The sequence below is a fragment of the Flavobacterium sp. LK-23 genome, assembly GCF_058135255.1.
This window is the reverse complement of the sequence record NZ_JBYUVT010000028.1, coordinates 20,992-43,373: the sequence shown is the minus strand read 5'-3', so window position 1 is coordinate 43,373 and position 22,382 is coordinate 20,992. Positions and strand designations below refer to the sequence as shown.

2 protein-coding genes are annotated in these 22,382 nt (G+C 36.9%); both read right to left on the bottom strand.

Going from position 1 to position 22,382, the window contains the following annotated elements; genetic code table 11:
* Nucleotides 1-43: 43 nt before the first annotated feature.
* Nucleotides 44-17,668: a T9SS type B sorting domain-containing protein gene (locus AC3Y25_RS23600; RefSeq protein WP_489904443.1), complete on the bottom strand. Its 17,625-nt coding sequence runs from the start codon at nucleotides 17,666-17,668 to the stop codon at nucleotides 44-46.
* A 130-nt stretch (nucleotides 17,669-17,798) separates the two neighbouring features.
* Nucleotides 17,799-22,382, bottom strand: coding sequence for a PorP/SprF family type IX secretion system membrane protein (locus tag AC3Y25_RS23595; protein WP_489904442.1), 4,584 nt, complete (start codon nucleotides 22,380-22,382; stop codon nucleotides 17,799-17,801).

Genomic DNA, 22,382 nt, shown 5'->3' with positions numbered 1-22,382 from the left:
TGTATTAATATTTTTAGATAACATCATTGGGGCTATAATTTTGTTATCTGTATAAAGTGAAATGTCCAACAAATTCTCTTGGATCTTTCGGATCATTTAATTTAAGAACATACCAGTAATCACCTGTTGGCAATTCGTTTCCATGATATCTACCGTCCCATTTTTCACCTACATGGTATTTCGCAACTACTCTACCATATCTATCATAAATATCGAACGTTAGCTCTTTGTATGCTAATGCACCACAATCTGGACCAATAGTATCATTTTGTCCGTCACCGTTTGGAGTGAAGTAGTTTGGCAGACAGAAGTCATAGAATGTACCCTGAACTGTAATTGTTGCCTCACAACCATTTTTGTCTCTTACGATCACTACATAATCACCCGATTTGTAGATTCTATAGCTATTAGATGATGAGAATGATTCACCATTGAAGCTGTACTCGTAAGGAGCAACTCCTCCAGAAGCTTTAACAACAATTGTGTTGATGTCTTTGCTTTGGTTTGTAACGTCAATTAAACTTACTGGATCAACAGCTGCTACTTCAAAAATTGGAGTTGGCACTTCACATCCGTTAGTATGTCTAGCAACAATGAAGTGGCTTCCTGGAGCAACATTTGTGAAAATGTTACTTGGTTGGAATGTTCCATTATTGTCAAGAGAGTAATCTACCTCTGCAGGGTTTGTGATAGAAGCATCGATTGTTACTACTACCATGTTTGCCTGTGCATTGTTAACACAATCATATGTTACTTCTGCAGTTGGGTTAAGAATTACAGCATTTGGCATATTCTCTACGAAATCTACCGGACAGTTGTTTGCATCTTTCACATACACTGTATGTGCTCCACCTTTAAGGTTTGTAAAGTCAAACACTGTTTGTGTTGCAGTACCTGCAGTAAATGGTCCGTTTGGAGCATCTAAACTTACACTGTAAGGTAAAGTACCTCCTTTAATTTCAATACTAAATGCACCATCTTTATCTCCGTCACAAACTTCTGGTATCATTGAGTTTGGAACCTCAGTTACAACTACAGGTCTTGGTTGTGAGATTGTGAAATCGTACAATACAAAACATCCGTTTTCGTCCTGAGCTATTGCTTGGTAATCACCAGGCGCTAATTTCTCAAATAATACTTTAGTATCAAACTGGTTCAGATTTGGAGAAATTGCATATTTAATGACTCCTGTTCCACCTGAAGCAATTATTTCAAGTTTACCATTATTCTCACCGAAACAAGTAACATCTGTTGGTTTAAATTGAGCTTGTAAAGCTTCTCTTGGTTCTGTAATAACAACCAATTCAGATCTATCATTACAATCCACACTTTCAACTGCTACTCGATATGTTCCAATTGGAAGATCAGCAAATACTCCATTGTCTTGAGCAGGACGAACAATTCCGCCTGTTCCGTTTAACAATGTATAAGAATAATGACCTAAGCCTCCTACTGCTTCTGCAGTAATTACTCCTGTAGCTTCTCCAGTACATTTTACAACTGCGCTTGAAACATCCAGTTTAACATCTAATGGAGTTAATGCATAGATTGTAACTGTATTAGAGACAACACTTCTACATCCTATAGAGTCAAAAACAAAATACTTATAAGAACCTACTGGCACTTCAAATGAAATTGAAGAGGCGAATGAACCTAAAATCGTTTTTCCATCTGCGCTATAAGTATATGGTCCTGTTCCTCCTTCAGCACTTAATGTAAGTTGCGTAGGAACATTACAAGTTTGTGCTCTAGACTCTACTAAAGTAGCTAATACTTTTAGTGGATCTTTTATTTCAACTTCGTCAGTTGTAAATTCACAAGAGAATCCATCTGTTATTGTTACACTATATCTTCCTGCACCTAATCCAGAGAAAATTGGAGAAGAGAATGGTCCTGATGAAATTACAGGATTTTCAGAAAGTATATTTAAAGTATACATATAGTTGCTTCCTTGACCACCTGTTGGAGGGCTCACGGTAACTACACCAGATTTATCTCCAAAACATGGTAACGTTGTAACGTTTGCACTTGCTGTAGCATTAATAGGCAGTGGCACTATTAAAGTCTGACTTGTAGATGCCATACAACCTTTAGCGTCTTTAACGTTTATGGTATAAACACCTGCTGTTAGACCTGGATAGTTTGTCTTACTTGAATAATTTTCTACAACTCTTCCATCTTTTACTAATTCATATTGGTAAGATGTGTTCCAACCTCCTGTTGCACTAACAGAGATTTCACCGTCATTATTACCAGCAATACATGTAATATCTACTTTTGCTGATGTTGCAACTAATGCTTCGTTTGGCTGACTGATCGTAAATAATGTTTCTACTGAACATCTAGGATCACCTACTAAGGTAGCCACAACTTTGTATAAACCAGCGCTCAAATTAGAAACTCTTTGTGGACCTGCTGTTGGTGATTGACCTGAAGCTACTACCGCTGTACTTGGCGACGGACCAGTCACTACATAATCAAATCTACCAGCATCGTCTTTTGGAACTATCTGATGGTCTACAAAAGTTAAATCTACGCTTCCATCAGTAGAATTGAAACAAATTTCTCCATTTACAGCAACTGCTTGAATACTGAATGTATTTGGATCAAACACATTGTGAACTTTCTGTAATAAACAGCCAGTATCTTTATTCAGAACTGTGATGATATATTCACCTATTCCTAAATCTGTAAATACTCCATTTGCATTTGGCGCATTTCCTGGTACAGTAGCACCAGAAGAATAAGCGATTGAATATTCTAAGTTAGTTGGTGTACCACCTGTTGCATCTACTGATACTGTAATGTTTTCTTTAGTAGGACAAGTGATTGCATCATCAACTCTTACATTTACTTTGTCTAAACGGATGAATGGATTAATTACCCAAGTTGTTGGATTGGTACCCTCACAACCATTTTCGTCATAAACTTTTACTACGAAACTTCCACCTGTAAAATCGGTTTGAGTATATACATTTCTTTCTCCTTTGTAAACTCTTACACCATTTTTAATAAACTCATATTCGTACTTATCATAATTTTCAGAACCTCCAGTAACACCAGTTACTGTGATTGTTGCAAAATTGCTAGTGTTACCGCTAGTACATAAGTACTGCACCACAGCTGGATCTTGAACCACAATTGCTTTAGGTCCTTTTACTTCTACATCAATAAAAGCTGGACAACCTCTTCCTGAGAATACTTCAACTCTGTAATCTCCAGCTGCTAATCCTTCAAACAATCCGCTTTCTTGAAGTGGACCGTTGTTGATTCTATATTTGTATATAGGGTTGTCGTTTACTCCTGGAGTAATACTTGCTCTAATTTTACCATCTGTATAACTGAAACATGTCACAGGCGTAGCTTTTGCTTCAAAACCAATAATTTTGGTTGCAGGAGCGATAACTACCATTGTTGAAATTGGACATTTAGTCGTTGTATCAATCACATCGATTGTGTGAGAACCAGAATCTAAACCTGTAAATTCAGCTGTCGTAGTCGTTACTGCTGGTTGTTTGTCAATTGAATAACTGTAATTTCCTGAACCACCAGTTGCTGTAACACTAATTCTTCCGTCACCTTCATCACAACTTGGCCAATCTAAAATTTCAGTTTTCAATTCTAGAGGCTGTAAAATAGTCACTAATGCTGGGAATTTCGTTTCACAACCAAACTTATCGTGTACTGTGATATCGTAAGCTTTTGCTACGTTCACTGTAAATGATTTAGAAATTTGGAATCCTCCACCAATACTATATGTAAATGGACCTACTCCAATAGCAACAGAATCATCTACTACAATTTCATAATTTCCATTACTATCCGCACAATGTGATGTAACTTTTGCTGTAAAGTTACTTGGCAATGGATCAGTTGTAATGTTAACTGTTATTGGTTGAGAGATACATCCGTTTTTATCTTTCGCATATACATACCAGCTAGGCGTAGCAGGGTCTAATACTCTAGTAGCTTCTGGTTCAAATGCACCGTAAGTTGCACCTGCTACAACAAAAGAATAGGTATAATCTCCAGCTCCACCGTGTCCTAGAACTGTAACTACAGCACCAATTTTACAATTAGCATTTACGTTACCTTCTTCTGAAACAGTTACATCGATAGGATCGTTAACTGTAACTTTGAAAGTTGTTGGACAGGTTGTTATATCATCTACTACACTAATCTCATAATCACCTTTTGCTAAGTTAGCTAAAGTAACCTCTGTGTTAGAAGTTGTATGTGGTCCATCAAAAGCAGCACCATCTTTAGTTACTGAATACGTATATGTTCCTTTGAAATCAGACATTGTAAAGACTACTTTTCCGTCGTCTGTACCGATACAAGATTTCGCGAAAGCATCACCTGTAGCTTGGATTTTAACAACGTCTTTGATAGTCAATATATCACTGAATGAACATCCAAAACTATCTGTTACCTCAAATTTGTACTCACCAAATGGCAATCCTGTAAATACTGCAGGAACTGCACTTCCAGTTGTTGAAACTGGAGGATAAAGCGTAGTAGCCGCACCATTGAATTCTATAATTTTAAACTTTAATGCACCTACTCCGTCTGTCGCAGTTACTGTAACAGTACTAGTAGCGTTTGCAGGATTACAAGTAATAGCAGTTGCTAAGAATGCTAAAGCTTTTGGTTTGTTTAATGGAACAATCGGAACTGTTACTGGTGGTGTTTCACAACCATTAGCATCTCTAACTGTATACGTAACCGATAGAACTGAACCGTCATTTGGTACAGAGATACTATTTGTATCATCGTATCCATTTCCGTCAAAATTGTATTGGTATTTTCCTTTACCACCTGTAGCAGTAATTACAATTTCTGTAAATGTATTACAAGCATTATTTGGTGTAATTTCAGGTGTTGCTTTTAATTCATCTGGCTGAATAATTATAATATTAGCCGAAGTAGTCGTACAACCTTTACCATCTGTAACTTGAACCGTATATGTACCTTCAGGTAAATCGGTATAAACACCACTTACATCTCCTGTTGTATTTGTAACTGTTCCAGAAAGCACGTATGAATATGGTTCTACTCCACCAGTTGGTACAACTGTTAAAGTTCCATTGCTGTCAGTCCAACATAACACATCTGTATGCGAGTCTGCAAGAGTAATTGGCTCTGGATCTGTAACCGTTACAGGAATAGTTGTAAATGTACATGGTACGTTACTGTCTGAGATTTCAAAAGTGTAATCTCCTTCAGCAGTTACAAATTCTGTAAAATCACCCGTAGCTGTTTTTGGAGCAGGGAATACTGCAACACCGTCTAAGTACATTTGGTACGTATAATTTTTTACACCACCTTTTACTTCAACAACAATTTTTGCTGCTTCATTACCTACTTCACAATAAAGATCTTTCTCTACTGTTGCTGCAGCTGTTAAGCGCTCTTCGATAATATAATCTCGCTCCGCAGTACATCCGTTATCATCTGTTAAGACGATTTTGTAATTTCCTGCCTTTGTAAATGTTGCAGGACTACTTGTAGCAACTCCATCAACTGTAAATGATTTCACGTTGTTGTAAGTTGTAGCAAGAGCATCAAGATCTACTGTTAAATCAGTACCTACATAACATTGCTGTGCTGGCATATTAAGAACTGGAGCTGCGTCAAGATCAATATCTACTGGAATTGGCGCTGAAACGCAACCATTCGCATCTTTAATATAAACATCCCATAATAGGTTTGTCAAATCTGTATCAACCACCAATGGAACAGAAGACGCTGTAAACGCTACTGGGGCTGGTTGATTTCTTATAACTGCTGCATAAGAATAATTTGGCGTTCCACCTACAATGTTTGTAATTGTAATTGTAGAGTTATCCTCAGAACAATATACATTGCTACCCGTTGCAACAAATACAATCGGAGCAGGCATTGTAATGGTAACATCTGCAGATTTTGAACAATTTGTTGTATTATCTGTTACTGTTACTGTGTAAGTTCCTTCAACAAGACCATCTACTGTAACTACATCACCTGCTATTATAGGAGCATTGTGAAATAATCCAGTTGCACTTGTAACAGCAACTGTGTAACCAGCAGTACTAAAGTCAGAAACTGTGAAAGTTGCCTCTCCGTTGTTATTGGTTCCGTTTATTGTGTTACAGCTTACATTGATTTGTGATGTTTTAACAATATCAATTTTATCTAATTTTTCAATTACATAAGGTCTTTCGATAGAACATCCTCTCTCGTCTGTCACTTTAAACATGTAAGTTCCAGCAAGTAAGTTATCAAATACATTTGAAGTTCCGTTGTCTTTAGTGAATGGAGAAACAATTTCATATTTATCAATTGCATAACCACCTATTACTGTTAAAGTAACTTGTGTTTCTTCATCTGGACATGTTGCTACTATCGTTTGATCAAAATCAATATCGTCTAATTTCGTAAACGGATTAACAATTGTAGAACCATTTGTTTTACAACCATTCTTATCGATTACATAGTAATTTACCGTATGAGGGTTTCCGTCATTTGGAATCGTTACTTTATTTTCTTTCGTATAATTTGCACTTCCATCAAAATTGTATAGATATGGTGCTGTACCTCCCGTTCCAGTAATTGTAACTTCTGCAAGTTCTGGGTCGCTTCCTGAAAGACATCCAAAATCTTTCAGAGCAACATCGGCTCCTAAAGCAACAGTTGGTCCTCCAATAGTATAATCTTTATATAAAGAACATAATCTCTTAGAAGTCACCGTAATTCTATAATCTCCTATCGGAAGATTGCTAAATACGTTATCTGTTTGTACAATACCTAATGGTAGAGGCGCTCCTGATACTAATGCTATTTCGTAAGTATACGGAGGTTCATTATTACCTGCAAGTAAATTTACTGTAATAGTTCCGTTTGAATCACCAAGACAAAGTACATCTGTAGCTACAGCATCAAAAGTAACCGGAGTTCCAGCTGGCAATTCGAATTCTGTTGTAGTAGAACAACCAACATTTGTAAGGTCTGTCATTGTTACTACATACTTACCAGCTTGTAATCCTGTAATTGTATTGCCTACTATAGATACACTTGGGAAACTTGGTAAAATACTATAACCATAATTTCCTGATCCTCCACTTGGTACTAATGTTACTCCACCATTATCATCATTACAATTTGGCAGAACAAGATTTGAAGCTTCAAGTTTTAATGGAGCATCAATTGTTATCTTCTTAACATCTGTACAGTTGTTTTTGTCTTTTATCGTAATTTCATGTTCTCCAGAATGTAAATTTGGTATTGTATACGGGAATGTTCCAGTATACGGTACAAAAACTCCATCGTCAACTTTAATAGAATATCCTGGCATTCCTGCATTAGACAATGTTACTACGATTCCGAAAGTATCTTCGCTAACACATTTATTATCTACATCTAAATTAATTTCTGGACTTGGGTCTTTAGAAATTATCTGACCTAAATCTTTCTCACATCCATTAGCATCTATTACAACAATATTATAGTTTGTAGTAGTTGGAGAATATGGCAACTCTAAAACATTTTCACTTCCAAATGAAGCTGGTGCTGTAGCTGGTGCAGTATAGAAACCATAAGTATAAGGTCCTGTTCCCCCACCTGCGCTAATTGTTACAAAAGCATTTTTATCGCAAGTTGCATTCACCACTTTAGTAATACTAGCATCAAGTGCTGAAGCTGGCTGTTTAATTTGGAATTTCGTTGTTGTAGAACATTTAGTTCCGTCTATTTCTTTTACATAAAGAATATAATTACCTGGCAATAAACCTGTAATAGTTCCTGTGTAAGGAGCTGCAGTGATATCACCAAATTTAGGGCTTAGAATTGGCAGATTAGTTAAGTTATCTCTTACTTCATAATAAATATGAGTAGTTCCTGCGCCTAAATCTTTTACTTCAAAACTTAATTCACCATTTCCTGCATTAAAACATGTTACATCTTTTGGCGTAACGTCTGCCGTAATATCTGAAATCTTAGGTGTAGTATATTCTAAATACGATGGACATCCGTTCGCATCTACAACCATAAAATTATAAGTCGTATTTTGCTCTAAATGAGTAAATGTATAATCTCTATCTGGTATAGAACCTGATGACATACCAAGTCCGTAAATAGAATATGTAAAGTTTGGCACACCTGAACCTAATAACAATTCTAGTTTAACAGAAATTCCATCATCACAAGTTGCACCAATCACTTCAGCACCAAATTCCAAATAAGGAGGCGGTGCTATTCTTAATGCAGTACTCTCATACTTACATCCTTTTGCGTCTACTATATGAATAAAGTAGTCACCAAAATCTAATCCAGGGAAATTATGCTTCACCAACGCATCTGCTGCATTTGCAATATAAGTTGCTTTTACAGTCATCGTATTATCATACAAATAGTATGTAAATGGTGCTGTACCTCCAGAAGCAGCTGTAAGATTTACATCTATACTTCCTGGTTGTGTACTATTACATGTAATACCATTTGCTTTAATTAAAGGAATAATTGGTGCTGGAGCATCAATAACAGCTGTTCCAGAAGCTTCACAACCTTTGCTGTCTCTTACTGTATAAGGATAGCTTCCTGCTGTTAATCCTCCATAAATAAATTTATCTAAGAAAAGTCCCCCGTTAAAACTAAATTTAAATGGTCCTTCTCCTGCTGTTGCCTCAAGTGTTACAGATCCGTCTGCATCTCCATTACAAGTTGGACTTGTTGGAGTATCTTTTACCAGAACCGTTTGAGGATCTTTTAATTCAACTTCTACTGTTTCTTTTACACAGCCATTAGCATCAGTAATTTCAAACTGATAAGTTCCTGCCGCTGTTACTGGATAATCGAAAGATGTTCCTGTAAAAGGTGTTCCTGTAGTTGGGTAAGAGCCTGCATCTATTTTTACTTTATAAGTAAAGTTTGGTTTTCCTCCAGTTACCACTTTAACCTTAATGTTTCCATTTACTGGTGTTACAGCAGCACATGTAAGTTCTTTAGTGATGTCTGCACTAACCGTCATTGCATCGTAAACAGTAATTGGTGCTGTTCCTGTACAACCGTTAGCGTCTTTCACCGTAATCGTATATGTTCCTGCGCCAACAGTAAATATATTAGCTGGACTTGGTGCAACACCTGTATTAATTGTATAAGTATATGGTGCAACACCACCATTACCTGTTGCTTCTATAATAAATGCGTTACCAGAAACTGTACATTGATTGTTTACTTTAACATCAACAGTTGGTGCTAAATCAGTATCGATAGTTACGTCTATCTTAGCTGTACAATTATTAGCATCTTTAACCCAAACATCCCATTCTGTGTTCATTACTGGGCTAAGATCTGCACTTGCAGCATCTTTATAATCAGAATCTGTTGGAGCTACATTGTTTTGTTTAAAAGCATATTTATAATCTAACGTTCCTCCAGTAGCATGTACTGTTACTTTAGACGTTGCTTTGTTACAGTTTGCATTTACATTAGAATCTAAATGTAGAACTAAAGCATCTGTAGGCTGTGTAATTACAACTTTTGTTGCGAAAGTACATAATGTCGTTTCATCTGTAAATACTACATCGTAAGTTCCTTCTCCAAGATTAGTTAAATCGAAAGAAGTAGCAGTCTGATTTGTAGCTGTCAAAACTCCATTAACTGTATAGCTATAAGTAGTTACAAATTTACCTACTGTATATCTAATAGCTCCTGTAGTTTCTTTTGGAATCGCATAACAATAAACATCATTAAGTTTATTTGCTGCTGCAGTAATAGAAACTACTGGTGGAATATTAATGCTAAACTCATCATAACAACCATTTGAAGCTGTTGCTCTGAAAGTATAGTTACCAGGATCAAGATCAGTAAATACTCCTGAAGTAGCTCCAGTAATATTAGTTTGTCCTGAAACAATTGTGTAAGAAGTTACAGCTCCGCTACCCGCAACTAATGTAATTGTTGCGGTACTTTTTCTGCTAGCTACTGGATCACAATAAATTTTTGTTACGTCAACTTTTGCAATCTTAGGCGGATTAAGCGGTGAGATTGTAAGTGTTTTAACAGCAGTTGTACAACCATTACCATCCATGATAGAATATCTAACAGTCTGTGTTTTTGTATTGTCTACAACTTCTAAAGTGTTTGATGGACCATATGATCCTCCATTAAAGCTGTATGAATAAGGAAGTACTCCTCCTGTTCCTGTAACGGTAACATTTTTAGGTTCTTTTGTATTTGTAGTGTTACAAGTAAATGGATCAATACTTGCATCGGCTGTTAATTCAGCTGGTTCTGTTATCGTAACATCTGCCGTAGCCGATTTACAACCTAAAGCATCTTCTACCACAATATCATAGATACCTGCACCTAATCCTGAAGGATTATTTACATTATAAACCTCTGCTGGTGAAGAACCTCTTTTGGTAATCGTATATGTAAATGGCGCTTTTCCAGAAGTAGCTGTTACCAAAATACTTCCTGTTTTTGCTCCATTACATTTTACATCAACTTTAGATGTATTAATTGTTAAAACTGTAGGTTTTAGAGTAACCGTAATATCTGCTGTGTAAGCATAACAAACTGGGTTTGCACTATCACTAACTCTAAATTTATACGTTCCAGCTGCAGTTGCTGTATAAGGGCTTGTTACTGTTGAGTAACCCCCTCCATTGAATGAAACTGCATAAGTACGAGTTCCTGTTCCTCCTGCAGAAGATAAGCTTATTGTTGTGTTTGGTGTACAATTTGTATCTGCAACTACTGATGGAGTAATTGTTAATTGTTCAGCCACTACGTAATTAATAAAATCGATACAACCGAATTTATCTTTTACCGTTAATTTATAAGTTCCAGGCGTTAAATTAAATGTATCAGCCGTTCCAAAATTAGTACCATCCTTACTAAATGTTGCTGGCAATGCATATGTACCTGTAATTTTTACAGAAATTGGAGTTCCTGGGTAACATTGTGCTGCAATAGGATCCATTTTTGGAAGATCCTCTGTTCCAACAGAAACTGTTTTCTTAACAGCACAATTATTTGCATCTTTAACGTATACATCTATACTTGTTGTAAGAACTGATGTGTCTACTGTTAAAGTTGATCCGTAAGGTGTTGATGGACCTGTTGAACCACTTGCTGCAAATGCATAAGAATAGTTGCCTGTTCCACCCTGTAAATTTGAAATTGTTATTGTTGTAAATTTATTATTACAGCTAATTTTTGAAGCAGCAACATCAAAAGTAATTGGAGTAGCTGCACCAACGGTTACTTGTTTGCTATCAGAAATACAACCTGTTGCTCTATCTGTAGCCACGAAAGTATACGTCCCAGGTGCTAAATTTGTATAGGTAACTTTATTACCATTAACATTTGGCGTACCTGTATTAGGCGTAAAAGTATAAGTAAAATTACCCGTACTGCTTACATCTGAAACAGTAAATGTAGCGGTACCGTTTTTAGAACCCGCACATAATTCATCTGTTTTTTGAACATCAGCTTTAATTTTAACCCCATCAGCAATAGTTTTTGATCCTGTAGCTGTACAACCTCTTGCATCTGTTACTTTAAATTCATAGTAGCCTGCTGTTAGACCAGTAAATGTAGCTGTGTTTCCAGTTTGCGCTGCTGGCATAACTGGTCCAGCAGTAACTTCGTATGTATACGGAGCAATGCCTCCATTTGCTGTTAATGTAAGACTTGTTGTTGTACTTCCTGCATTACACGTAATTGCAGCAGGATTAGAAATTGTAATTCCTGTTGGCGGGTTAAATGCCGGAACTTTAACTTCACCTTCTGCTGTACATCCATTTCCATCTTTTACATAGAATTTAATAGTTTGCTCAGCATTTGTTAAGGTAACTGTCTTAGTCGTTACACCATTATAATTTGTACCACCATCAAAGTTGTACGTATAGTTACCTGCACCTCCTGCCCCAACAATTGTAATTACTGTTGTAGAGCTACACGTAGTGTTAGCAGGGAAGCTACCAGAAACTTTAACCTCTGTTGGGTTAGTTAATATAACATCGTAAATAGGTGAAAGACATCCTTTACCATCTTTTACTTGATATTTATACGTTTTTGTATTTGTTGCACCAACAAATGCATTTAAGTTAGAATGTGTTGCAGAAGTGGTAAAATTACCTCCGTCAAAACTAAATTCGTATGGTCCACCATTTCCGCCAGCTGGTATAACTGTAAAACTTCCGTTATTACCGTTATAACATTTAGGGTTTATTGGCGTAGTAGATCCTGTTGGTTCCAGTTTAGCATCTACAGTTACTGCAGTTGTTAAAGCAGGACATCCTTTAGAATCTGTAACTCTAAATACATATGATCCAGTTGCAGACGCTGGGTAAATATTAGATCCTATCGCTACAAAAGGAGCTCCATTAACCGATACTTCATAAGTATAGCCCGGTGTTCCGTTTTGAGCTGTAATTGTAATCTGCGCGTTTGGCGAATTTGTACAATCTAATGGTTTTGTTACCTCTGCGTATGCTGTAACTTGTGTTCCTATCGCAATATTTGTAAGTGGCGTAGCGTTACAGCCATTTGCATCTCTAACGTAGATTGTATAATTACCTGAACCTAAATTCTCGAATTTTTCTGAATCCTGATAATTCACACCATCTAAACTGTAATGGTAAGGTGCTTTTCCGCCACTAACACTTACAACCAAAGTTGCTTTGTTTCCAGCATCATAACAAAGATCTGAACTAGGATCTAAAGTCGCTGTAGGAGGTACTGCTCCCACAACAGTTACCTTATCAGAAGCTGCTGAAGAACAATCTCCAGAATCTTTTACTACCACTACAAAGTCACCTGTAGTAGTTACTGGTAGGTTGAAAGTATCTTCAGTCTGGAATGCTATTACAATTGTTCCATCTGGACGTTCTAACTGATATTTATAATTTGGTTTTCCGCCTTTTGCAGAAGCCTTAATTACAGCACCATCTATACAAGTTGGCTGAGTCGTTACAGTAGCCAATGCAGTAACAGCTTCTGGAGCAGTTACACTTCTTGAATAACTTGTAGAACAATTTCCAGCAGTATCATACTGAACAACTACTGTATAATTTCCTGCAGCTAACTTATCTAAAACTAGAGGAGAAGCACTTGAATTTTGTAAACCTCCACCGTTTACTGTATAATAATATCCTGTTGCAGGATTAAAGTTACTAACTGGAATTGTAATTATTCCGTCAGCTTTATCAATACAAGTCAAGTTATCAACAATTGGCGTATCGGCTTTAAAGCCTTTGTTATCCTCTATGATAACTGTAAATTCTTTCTCTGCATCACAACTTGCAGGAATCTGGCGTACCCAGATATCATCAATCAATACATCGTTACCATTAAATTCGTTACTATAAGATCTAATGACAAAACTTAAATTAGTGTATGCTCCAGGATTTAATGATAATTCTTTGTATTCCCATTGCTCGCTTTTTGGAACTACCCAAGGATTTGAAGTATCTGTTGTTGCAACAATCGTTTCTGTACCTCCAACTCCATTCAAGTTATTAATTAATTGAATAGTTAATTTTGGATCAGCGTGAGAAGTTGATGTTTTAACAATAAGGTTTTCTGCCCATAGTGAAATAATTACGGGTTGATTTACAATAACATCTCGAATTGGCTTACTATATAAGATTCCTCCAATACCTGCTGTACCTCCAACGTTCACACATAAAAATCTTCCTAACGGACTAGTAGGCACTGTATGATCTTTAGCTACTATCCAAGAATCACTAAATCTAGTTCTAATTGAACTTGCTACTGCATATTCACCATCATTTATCCATTCATCTCTATTACATTTATAATCTGGAGCTAAATGTGTTGATGTCTCATCTTCAAAACAATAACCTGGGTTAATTCCTGGTGTTGTTGTATATGAACCAAGACCAAAATCCTCTCTTAATAAGTTACTATAAGTAGGAACTTTGGTTACTGTATATTTAACTTTTATTTTATGATTTCCTGCTGGAACATTTGTAAATACGTTATTTGTTATTGGTGTATTAGGTGTTCCATCAATATAATATTCGTAAGTATAATTTGTGTTTTGAGGATTTCTTACCGTTATGGTTGTAGAAGCCTTACCATCACAACTATAAACTGTAATAGGATCATCAATTGTCGGATCTGTTGGTTTAGGATCTAAAATAATCTTATCTGTTATTGTAAAAATACATCCTGCATTATCTTTAACTCTTAAAGTATAACCGGTAGTATTTGGCATAACATCTGCCTCATTTACATTTACCCAACCTTTACCATCACCAAAATCGTATTGGTATGGAGGAGTTCCTCCCTCAACATTGTTAATTCTTAATTTTCCTCCTTGATTATCACCATTTCCATCTGGCAAAGTACAGCCTGCTAATGCTGCTACACCTCCAGATGCAGTAAGTGCAGAAGTTGGACCTGTAATAGTTACATCAATTGGATCACTAAAACAATCTTTTCTTTGTTGTACATTGTTTATTGTATAAGTAACACTATATCTAACAATAACTTTATAAACGCCTGGATTCAAATTAAGGAAAGTAGTATTTCCAGAATAACTAAGTCCATTGTCAATACTATAAGCCATAATGTTCCCATTAGGCACAATATTTTCGATTCTAATAGAAGACGTACCATCATAACAAGCACTACTTGTATGATTCACATCAAAAGTAGGTTTTGAAACTTCTGGAATAGTAATAGAAGTTGTTGCAGAACAACCAGCATCGTCAACGACTCTAATCTCGTATGTTTTTGCTTCTGTAATAATAACCGGATTGGTATCAACACGTGTTGGAGATCCGTTTATAAAATAAGCATAAGGTGCTTTTCCTCCTGATGCTGATAATAATAGTTTACCATCACTACAAGCTGTAAAAGGTTCTTGCAAAGTTGCAAATGCTTTTAACTGGCTTGAAGGCGCTTTTATTTCAAAATAATAAGACACATCACATTTTGGCGCTAGAGTCTGGTTTATAGGACTGCTTGTAACTCTGATATAATAGTTTTTACCATAAGTTCCGTAGCTTAAAGATGAGAAACTATAATCTAAAGCTGTAACAGGACCATCTTGTTTTTCAATTTGTCCAGTTGCCTGATTATAAAGATAAATATAATATGGTCCTTCAAAATTTTTGATTCCAACACTTGCACTTCCTAAATCAGTTGGACAGATCGGATCTGTTTTCTTACCATCTAATGTTAGGTTTAATCTTCTGATTAAAATATTAGGGATTTTGAAAATACATGGGTTTGTAGTTACCCCTTTTTGTCTAATATAAATGGTATACGAATCTGGATTGTAAATAGGGAAAGTATTGCTGTCTTGCCATTCCCAATCTTGAATAGTCGCAGTTGGACTTGTTTTAATTGCATACTGGTATCCTGCAGGAACGTCACGTACTGTAATACTTCCATTGCTACCACAAAGCAGATCAACATGTTCTTCTGTTGGTGCTAATGGATTAGTGAAAACATTAAAGTAAAAACGGTTGAAACAGCTACCAGAATAATTAATTGTCAAACGGTATTGTCCAGCATCTTTTGCAGTAAAATCAGGACCAGTACTTACTTGTATCCATTTACAATCTGTACTTTCGTTAGCACAATTTTCGTTCGTTACTGCTTTACAGCTACTTGTGTCAAGCCTTTCCCAAACAATATTAGAACTATCATTAATTCCTGTCTTAATTAGCCTTGACGCATTTGCTCCACACAAAAATATTTTTGGCAATTCTTTACCGTCATTAGGACAAATTACAATTTGATCTGCAACATCCAATACTGGATTCTTAGCAGTTTGACCAAATCTTTCAACAGTAAATTTCTCAAAAATAGATCTACATGGTGCTGGTGCTTCATTGTAAACATAATAAGTTCCAGGATCTTTAACTGTAAGAGTCTGTCCTGTTCCTATTTTTTTTGTTTTTTCTTTGTCGCTATACCAAGTATATGTTGAGTAACCATTTGCGGCAGTAATATCCAACGTCTCTGTACACAAAGTACGCTTTCTATCATATTGACAACCTTCAACACCTACTAAGAAGTTGGTTGCTTTTGGTACCAAAATACATCCTGTATTTGTATCCACACTCGGGTCATCCGATATTGTGAAAGAAGTATTTTGAGAACCTTTATATGTAGCGTACGCAGAGTTATCGATACTGTTTGAACAAGCTTCATCAAGCATTGTACAATCAGGAATTACCTGTACTTTAAATTTTATTGTTTTTTCAGTTAAACCTACTTTAACGATATCACTACGAACATCAAAAACAATACTTCTTGTAGCAGGATTCCAGCTTTTTACTGTTACACCATCAGGTAATGGCAATAAATCTGTTGGATAATTAAAGATAATATTGATAGGCAATTGATCACGAATTGTAAAAGAAGTCGCATCATCATTACCTGTATTTTTAAAACCAATTTCGTAATTTAATTGCTGACCTAATGTTACCGTTTGCCCTCCAATATTATCTCCGTTCGAGTTTTTAACAATTTTTGTAAGTACAATTTTAGGTTCAATAATTTCAACCGATATGGCAGTAAAGAACATAAAGTATGAATCCTGCGAAGTATTAATTCTTAGCGTCGCACTCGTCTCATTATTTTGAATGATATTATTGCCGTCATTTAAAACTTTAACCACTCCGGCATCATAACCCAATGTATTTTTACTGGCCGGATTACGATTGGTCATAATTGCATCACCGTCTGTAATTGTACTATTAAAAAAGTTAGGCTTTGCAGGAGTTCCTGCGTTACCTCTAGAAGGAGGAACAGCTGGCGTAATTGGCCTAGCTAATGAAGATACATCTCCCCATAGAGTAGATTTTCCACCTTTAAATTGTAGTCCGTCACCCTCTAAAGGATTATCCCCCTCTAAGGCACTAAATCCTAATTTTACATTTACATTTCCTTCAGGATTCGTTGTAAAGCCACTAATTGGAATATCCAAAGGAGGATCAGTACTTCTAATCATACTGAAACCATCAAAACTAGTAATATATTTACTTGGCAGTTTTGGATCTTTATAAATTACGTAAATACTCCATCCCGCAGAGTTTCCACCTCCAGGATTAAGTGACCCTTGAGAACAAACTAAATCTGCTATAGTATATAGACCTGGACCAGCAGCCTTAACTTCTGCCGTAATTTCTTTAAAACAAGCATAAGGCTTTGAAAGATAGGCATTGTTTACTCCTGATGCTCCTTCATCCCAAATTATACTTCCTGTTATATCCTTATAAGCGCTAGTGCCCGTTTTTAATTTAACCTTATTAATATTGTTTCTATCAGAGCCTTGATAAGTTCCTGACCAATATAAAGCGGCATAAGCAATTTCGTAACAATCTTTACTGGCATCTGGAATAACCAATGTTGCCGAACTAGAATTGAAAGTTGCTGCATCATTGTCTATGTCGATATACTTCATATCCAAGTTATCGTTCGCCGTAGTACCGGTACCTTGAGAATCGAAAGCATTATTTGGACGGTTGTTTCTTCCACCTCCATCTCTATTTAAGATATTGTTTCCAATAACTAAAATATCTCCTTTTAAACTGGTATTATACCTTGGATCGAAATTCTTTCTTAACTGACCGTAAGAAGAAATACCGAGCAAGAGAAATACAGCTGCAATAAATACTTTAAAAATAGTAGGTTTTTTCATAGTCTTCATTTTGTTGTGGCCTTTTTTTAATTTTTTAAGGGGCATTAAAAAATAAATCATAGCATTCTTAACATTTTATTTATGTCCTTCTGAAACCTCAGAAGGACTAACTTATCTATATATATTTCTATTAATTCTCAATTTTTACGACAGCCATTCTACCGTTGTATGGCTTGCTCCCTTTCGCTTCCAAAGCTTTTGTCGCTTCTTGTAGACCGTCGTATTTTTCATAATAGATGTAATATTTACTTGTTGTCACATTATAAAAGAAATTCACATCTGTAAGTCCCGCAGCTACTGCTTTCGTTAAAAACTCATCTCGTTTCTGCACACTGTTATGTACGGCAAGAATCAAGTAATATCCACTATCAGAGTTTTTAATATTTTTAATAATCTGCATGTTTGACTGCTCTTCACCAAAATCAAAATCATTTGCTTTCAGTGGTGTGCTGCTTACTTTTGTTGTCTCTTTTATTCGTTTAAGAGCGGCAACGTCCTGGGCATATCTTCCTTCATCATTCTCATAAGCTGCACGTTTAATTCTACGTTTACGCTCAACTTCTGTGTCTGTTTTAATACGCTCCAACTCGGCAATTAATGCTGCACCTTCTCGTTCCATTTTTAACTGAGCCGCTTTCAATTCGTTTATCTTTTCAAGATAAGCTTTATTCAAAGGATCATCTTTAGGGAACTTTTTACTTCTTTCGTTATAAAGATTTGTCAACTTCGCAATTTCATTTTTCATGCTGTTGTTTGCATCAGCAATCTGAACTTTTAATGCTTCAATCTGACTGTTTTCTGCCGCTACACTCTTGAATGGTTTTGGCTCTTTATAAATACCTTTTTCACTTAAATCATTCTCCTCTTTTAAATCGTTTAAGTCTTTTTGCTTATTCGCAACAGTTGCTTTAAACTGATCTAATAAATCTGTTTGTACTTTACTTGTACTTTCTACAGACTGAGTCAAGTTTTCAATACTTTTTCCAGTATCATCTTTCGCTTTCGCTGCTAGTGCCGCCGCTGCTGCATCTGCCTTAGCTTTGTCCGCCGCTAATTTTGCCTGACGCTCTTCTTCTTCTCTTAACAGTCTAGTTTCTTCTTCCGCTTTCAATTTTTCTGTTGCTTCTGCATCAGCTTTTGCTTTTGCATCTGCAAGAAGTTTAGCTTGAAGAGCTTCCATATCAGCTTTTGCTTTCGCATCTGCAGCTAGTTTTGCTTGAAGAGCCTCAGCATCTGCTTTTGCTTTCGCATCTGCAGCTAGTTTTGCTTGAAGAGCTTCAGCATCTGCTTTTGCTTTCGCATCTGCAGCTAATTTCGCTTGAAGAGCCTCAGCATCTGCTTTTGCTTTTGCATCTGCAGCTAATTTCGCTTGAAGAGCTTCAGCATCTGCTTTTGCTTTCGCATCTGCGGCTAATTTCGCTTGGCGAGCTTGTTCTTCAACTCTCGCTTTTTCCTCAGCAGCTTGTTGTACTTTTAGTGCTTCAGCATCGGCTTTTGCTTTTGCATCCGCAGCCAATTTCGCTTGACGTGCCTCTTCCTCTTCTTGTAATTTTTTAGCTTCTGCTTCTGCTTTCGCTTTTGCCGTTGCTTCTGCGTCTGCTTTTACTTTTGCATCAGCTAATAGTTTTGCCTGAAGAGCTTCCATATCGGCTTTTGCTTTTGCATCTGCTGCCAATTTCGCTTGACGAGCTTCTTCTTCTACTCTTGCTTTTTCTTCAGCTACTTGTTTAGCTTGTAATGCTTCTGCATCGGCTTTCGCTTTTGCTTCCGCTGCTAATCTTGCTTTCTCTGCTTCAGCATCCGCTTTTGCTTTTGCGTCAGCGGCTAATTTTGCTTGACGAGCTTCTTCTTCTACTCTTGCTTTTTCTTCAGCAACTTGTTTAGCTTGTAATGCTTCTGCATCGGCTTTCGCTTTTGCTTCAGCTGCTAATCTTGCTTTTTCTGCTTCGGCGTCAGCCTTTGCTTTTGCCTCTGCTGCCAATCTCGCTTTTTCAGCTTCTGCATCTGCTTTCGCTTTTGCATCTGCTGCTAATTTCGCTTGACGAGCATTTTCTTCATCTTGTAATTTTTTCGCTTCAGCTTCAGCTTTTGCTTTTGCCGTTGCTTCGGCATCTGCTTTCACTCTAGCATCTGCAATTAATTTAGCTTGTAAAGCTTCCATATCGGCTTTAGCTTTTGCATCAGCTGCTAATCTTGCTTTCTCTGCTTCGGCGTCAGCTTGTGCTTTTGCTTCTGCAGCCAATCTAACTTTTTCAGCTTCAGCATCGGCTTTTGCTTTTGCGTCAGCTTCTAATTTCGCTTTTGCAGCAGCTTCGGCATCAGCTTTCGCTTTTGCATCTGCTACAAGTTTTGCCTGAAGTGCTTCAGCATCGGCCTTCGCTTTTGCTTCTGCCGCCAATTGTGCTTGGCGTGCATCTTCAGCTTGTTTTATTTTCAGCGCTTCTGCATCAGCTTTTGCTTTTGCTTCTGCGGCAATAAGTGCTTGTCTTGCTTCTTCATCTGCTTTTGCTTTTGCATCTGCAGCTAATTTTTCTTTAAGTGCAGCTTCTTCAGCAGCTTTTGCTTTTTGATCAGCAGCCAGTTTCGCTTTATTTGCTGCATCGATAGAAACTTTAGTTTTAGCCTCTGCAGCTGCTTTTGCTTTTGCTTCTGCAGCTAATCTTGCTTGTAATGCATCTGAGTCTGCTTTTGCTTTAGCATCTGCTGCTAAAATTGATTGCATATCTGCAGCTTCAGCTTTTGCTTTAGCATCTGCTTTACGTTTTGCTTCGGCAGCATCTGCTTTAGCTTTATTGTCTGCAATTAATTTCAATCTTGCTGCTTCAGCATCGGCTTTTGCTTTCTCTGCCGCTGCCAATCTAGCTTGTCTTGCTGCCTCAGCATCTGCTTTTACTTTTTCAGCTGCGGCTAATCTTGCTTTTGCTGCCGCTTCTGCATCTGCTCTTGCTTTATCAGCAGCCAATTGTGCCGCTGTTTTCTGTGGCGCTGGAGCTGTTTTTGCAGCTTCTGCTTTTGCTTTAGCCGCCGCTTCTGCATCTGCTTTTGCTTTGGCATCTGCAGCCAATTTCAATTTCATTGCTTCAGCATCTGCTTGAGCTTTATCAGCAGCTAATTGTGCCGCTGTTTTTTGTTCTGCTTGAACTGATTTTCCAGCTTCAGCTTTTGCTTTTGCTGCTGCCTCTGCATCTGCTTTCGCTTTGGCATCTGCAGCCAATTTCAGTTTCATTGCCTCTGCATCAGCTTTGGCTTTGTCAGCAGCCAATTGAGCTTGCGTTTTTTGAGCAGCTGTTGCTGTTGGTTTATTTGCTGCCGCTTGTGCTCTCGCTGCTGCTGCTGCATCTACTCTAGCTTTGTTGTCTGCAGCTAATTTTATTCTACGCTCTTCTGCATCTGCTCTTGCTTTATCAGCAGCTAACTGAGCTTGTGTTTTTTGTGTTGTAGCAACGGCTCTATTTGCTGTTGCAGTTTGTGCTCTCGCTGCGGCTGCGGCATCTGCTTTTGCTTTTGCCTCTGCAGCTAATCTTATTTTAACAGCTTCAGCATCTGCTTTAGCTTTATTGTCTGCTTCTAATTTTGCTTTTGCTGCAGCTTCAGCGTCGGCTCTCACCTTTTCTGCTGCTGCTAGTCTTGCTTGTTTTGCTTCAGCATCTGCTTTTGCTTTTGCTTCTGCAGCTAATCTATTCTTTTCTGCAATTTCAGTTCTGTTAACCTGAGTTGCTTCTGACTTTGGTTTAGCTGGTACCGATTTTGGTTTTGAAGGATCAATTAACGAACCTTCATCATCATCTCCGTAATAGTAATTTCTATTTTTGAATTTGTAGGCAATGGCGAATTCATGAGAACCACCTAAATTAGAGAAATTGCCCATTCCTCTTTCGTAATTGTATTCTATAGCAATACTTGGAGAAATATTAACCCCAAGTCCTGCCGAAACTCCATATAATGTGTTATATCCTACTTGTGCCCAAACTCCTTGTTGAAGTGCTAGCATTCCTAGACCAGAAATAACTGTTTTATCTTTTTTAATTTCTGTTCTAACTAATCCAGAGAATTTACTTCTATCAAAAAAGCCATAACTGTCAATATATCCAGTATACATGGCGTGCAATTGAATGGCTCTTTCTGGATCTTCTTTTACCATTCCAGATCCGAAATTATAAAGTACTAAATTGTTAATAGCCAATCCGAAATCTAAAAAAGCAGTACCATAATTAATCCCAGGATTTACAGTTAAAAGTGTGCTTTTTGGAAAATCTCCGGTTAAAATCGTTGAATCATCTGATATAATTTTTCCTGTATTTAGTCCGCTTTGATAAATACCTGCATTTAAACCAAAAGTCAAGTTACTATCTTCTTCTAAAACGATGTTATGAGCGAAATTGGCAACTCCGCCAAAAACAGTCATAAGCCCGTAATTTTGTTGAAATAACCCCACTGCAAATGCTTCGTTTTCTCTAAAACGACCAGAATAATTTGCCAAATACGTCTGCGGAGCATTCTCAAATTGTACCCACTGCCTTTTGTTATAGAAACTTACATATGGATTTGATTCTCTAACAAAACTGAATGTCGGGTTAATTAAATATCTATTAAACTTCAAAGAATTTCTAATAGGTAATGAAAACGAAACAACTCCATCCTCACTTGCGTTTTGAGAATAGAGTACATTAGATAAAGCGTAAAATAACGTGATGAATAGTAAAAGTTTCTTCAT

Excerpts from the sequence above, each read along its gene's own strand:
- AC3Y25_RS23595 (WP_489904442.1), bottom strand. The coding sequence starts at position 22,382 with ATGAAGAAACTTTTACTATTCATCACGTTATTTTACGCTTTATCTAAT.
- AC3Y25_RS23600 (WP_489904443.1), bottom strand. The coding sequence starts at position 17,668 with ATGAAAAAACCTACTATTTTTAAAGTATTTATTGCAGCTGTATTTCTC.